Source organism: Collinsella sp. TF07-1 (assembly GCF_003437235.1).
Taxonomy (GTDB): Bacteria; Actinomycetota; Coriobacteriia; order Coriobacteriales; family Coriobacteriaceae; genus Collinsella.
Genome location: NZ_QSRV01000043.1, coordinates 2,634 through 5,781 on the forward strand (window position 1 = coordinate 2,634; position 3,148 = coordinate 5,781).

General features: G+C 59.8%; 3 protein-coding genes. 2 read left to right on the plus strand and 1 reads right to left on the minus strand.

The genetic code is table 11. From position 1 onward, the window contains the following. The first annotated feature begins 146 nt into the window (after nucleotides 1–146). A complete protein-coding gene (locus tag DXC67_RS10020) occupies nucleotides 147–365 on the plus strand; it encodes a transposase (RefSeq protein ID WP_117584253.1) in 219 nt (72 codons plus the stop codon). Between the two features lie 144 nt (nucleotides 366–509). Here the strand turns inward: DXC67_RS10020 and galE are convergent, their stop codons facing one another. After that, nucleotides 510–1,571 (minus strand): UDP-glucose 4-epimerase GalE, encoded by a 1,062-nt coding sequence (gene galE, locus DXC67_RS10025; protein ID WP_117638258.1) that lies wholly within the window; start codon nucleotides 1,569–1,571, stop codon nucleotides 510–512. Between the two features lie 268 nt (nucleotides 1,572–1,839). Here galE and DXC67_RS10030 point away from each other — a divergent pair, with 268 nt between their 5' ends. Then, nucleotides 1,840–3,045: a hypothetical protein gene (locus tag DXC67_RS10030; protein WP_117638259.1), complete on the plus strand. Its 1,206-nt coding sequence runs from the start codon at nucleotides 1,840–1,842 to the stop codon at nucleotides 3,043–3,045. The last annotated feature ends 103 nt before the right edge of the window (nucleotides 3,046–3,148 follow it).

A 3,148-nucleotide genomic window follows, 5' to 3' on the forward strand; every position in this document is an offset into this window, starting at 1 on the left:
ACCAGGGACCTCTCCGGGCTCATCGAGAGGAGCGCCAGATTCTCCTCGTCCATTTGAACTGTATCGTATTCAAGGACACTTGACTTAGAGGAATGGCGTTGAGCGGCGATAATCGTTTCAGCGCCAAAAAGAAAGGAGTGTCAGTCATGGCAGACGGGCCCTCCTACACAGCGGGGTACCGCGCCGAGGCCGCAGACTTCGCCGCCGCGTCGGGGAAGCCCATCGCCCAAGTGGCAGCCGACCTCGGCATCAACGAGAAGACCCTGGGAAGATGGGTGACGGTCAGGAAGAAGGAGCTGACCAACCACCCGGTCGCGGCGGCCGCAAGTGCATGCGCGAGCTCGAGCTCGAGAACGAGTTCCTAAAAAGCCCCGACCTCACATTGGAGGCCGGGGCCAGTAGATTTTTGGGACATGTCTAGAAATCTACCCATGCAGGAAGCGGCATGTGCCGAGCATGTCGCGTGCTAGGTTTTGAGGCATGCCACAAAACCTAGCACGGGGGAGTGGCTACTCGGCGTCGGCGAAGCCGCTGGGGTTATGGCTCTGCCAATTCCAGCTGTCGCGGCACATGTCCGCGATGTCGTACTGGGCCTTCCAGCCCATCATGCGTTCGGCCTTGGAGGCATCGCACCAGTTGGCGGCGATATCGCCGGCACGGCGCTCGCGAATCACGTAGGGCAGCTCCTTGCCGCAGGCCTTGGAGAAGGCGGCGACGACCTCGAGTACCGAGGTGCCGGTGCCGGTGCCCAGGTTAAAGATCTCGACGCCGGTCTTGCCGTTCATCCAGTTGAGGGCGGCAACGTGACCGGATGCCAGGTCGCACACGTGGATGTAGTCGCGCACGCCGGTGCCGTCGGGGGTGGGGTAGTCGTTGCCAAAGACCTGAACGGCCTCGAGCTTACCGACGGCGACCTGGGCGACGTAGGGCACCAGGTTGTTGGGGATGCCCTTGGGGTCCTCGCCGATCAGGCCCGACGGATGGGCACCGATGGGATTGAAATAACGGAGCAGCACGACGTCCCACTCGGGGTCGGCGGTGTGGACGTCCATGAGGATCTGCTCAATCATCCACTTGGTCCAACCATAGGGGTTGGTCGCGGGCTTCTTGGGGTCTTCCTCGGTGACGGGCGGATTGTCCGGATCGCCGTAGACGGTCGAAGAGCTCGAGAAGATGATGGACTTACAGCCGTGGTTGCGCATGACATCGATGAGCACCAGGGTGTTCTCGATATTGTTGTGGTAGTACTCGACGGGCTTGCTCACCGACTCGCCAACGGCCTTAAAGCCGGCGAAGTGGATGACGCGGTCGATCTGGTGGGTATCGAAGATCTTGTTCATCGCATCGCGGTCGAGCACGTTGGCCTCGTAGAAGGTGAGGTTCTTGGCGGCCTCGTCGCCCACGATGGTCTTGACGCGGTCGATGGCAACGGCGCTGGAGTTGGAGAGGTCATCGACGACGACAACCTGGTAGCCACCCTCGAGCAGCTGAACGACGGTGTGCGAGCCGATAAAGCCGGCGCCGCCGGTAACGAGGACGCAGGTGTCTTTGGGGTCGAGTGCTTTGGACATGTAGTCTCCTATCGAATCAGGAACACTTCTTGAGGGGAGTATAGCGCAGCTGGGGGCGCCCAAAACACGCGGGGCAGGAAAACCAGAGGATTGATGTTAACGTACTCATAGGGTGTTATTTGCATAATCCTTACCTTTGGTGTGGGACGTATTTGCGAGCCGCTGACCATGCTTTTCCAGCCGTTCGTGGAAATAGTTGGGACAAGCGCGATGTGCGTTAATATGTTTGAGTTGAGCGACATATAAATAAGCATGTAACGGAGTACATATGTCACCAAACAACGATTCCATCTTTACGCAGGAGCTTTCGCGCCGCACTGCCCTTAAGGCTCTTTTCGGCGCCGCTTCTGCGGCTGTTCTTTTTGGCCTGCCCGCCCGCGCCCATGCGGCTGAGGCCAGTCAAGAAACCGCCGACAAACTGAATGCCGCCCAGGCCCAGCTCGACGAGGTCCAGGCTCAGCTCGACAGCATTGCCAATGAGTACGCGGCGCTCGCCAACAAGAATGCCCAGACCCTCAACGACATCGAGAATGTCCAGGGCAAGATTGACGACACGCAGGCCCAGATCGATGAAAAGAAGGCCGAGCTCAAGAAGAAGCGCAACGACCTTTCCGATCGCGTGGCCGCCAGCTACAAGTCCGGCGGTACGAACATCCTGTCGCTGCTGCTGGCCTCTGGCTCGTTTGAGGAACTCGTCGCCAACGCGCATTACGTTGAGAAGATCAACAAGAGCGACCGCGATGCCATCGAGGATATCCAGACGATTCAGGCTGAGCTCGACGCGCAGAAGACCGAGCTCGAAGCACAAAAGGCCAACCTGGAGAAACTCAAGGACCAGCAGACGGCTCAGATGCAGGATATGCAGGCCAAGCAGCAAGAAGTCCAGACCGTGCTGAACGGTCTTTCCGACGACGTCAAGGAGCTCATGGCTCAGCGCGATTCCGAGATTCTCGCTGCCGCCCAGGCCGAGGAGGCCGCTAGGAAGGCCGCCGCTGCCGCGGCCGCCGCGAACAAGAACAATTCCTACTCGGGTGGTTCGAGCTCGGGCGGTGGATCGTATGCGCCCGGAACTCCGCAGCAGAATGCCGGCTCGGGCAAGCAGCAGGCCGTCGTCAACGCGTGCTACTCCACGCCTTCGCCGGGTCAGAACTGGTGCGCGGCGTGGGTTACCAATGTCTTCCGCAATGCCGGCGTGGGCTATTTTGGCGGCAACGCGTGTGACATGTTCAACGCCTGGTGCTATAGCTCCGACCGCTCGGCGCTGCAGGTGGGCATGATCGTGGCCGATTCCTCGCACAGCGGCACGGGTGCTCCGGGCCTTATCTACGGTCATGTGGGTATCTACGTTGGCGGCGGCATCGTAATGAGCAACGAGGGCGCCATTACGTCTAAGTCGCTTGATTCGTTTATTAGCTTCTATGGCACTGGGTCGGGCGTGCGTTGGGGCTGGCTTGGCGGTATTGCGCTGTCGTAACTGCGGCTTGAAGCTGGTTGGTCCGGGACTGCGGGCGAGGCATAAGGTTGCCTGCTCTACAGTCCTGCGCAAGACGAAGGCCACATTAAGTGGCCTTCTTTGC

Bases quoted from the DNA above. Each gene is read 5' to 3' on its own strand.
- DXC67_RS10020 (WP_117584253.1), top strand. From the start codon at position 147: ATGGCAGACGGGCCCTCCTACACAGCGGGGTACCGCGCCGAGGCCGCA.
- galE (WP_117638258.1), bottom strand. From the start codon at position 1,571: ATGTCCAAAGCACTCGACCCCAAAGACACCTGCGTCCTCGTTACCGGC.
- DXC67_RS10030 (WP_117638259.1), top strand. From the start codon at position 1,840: ATGTCACCAAACAACGATTCCATCTTTACGCAGGAGCTTTCGCGCCGC.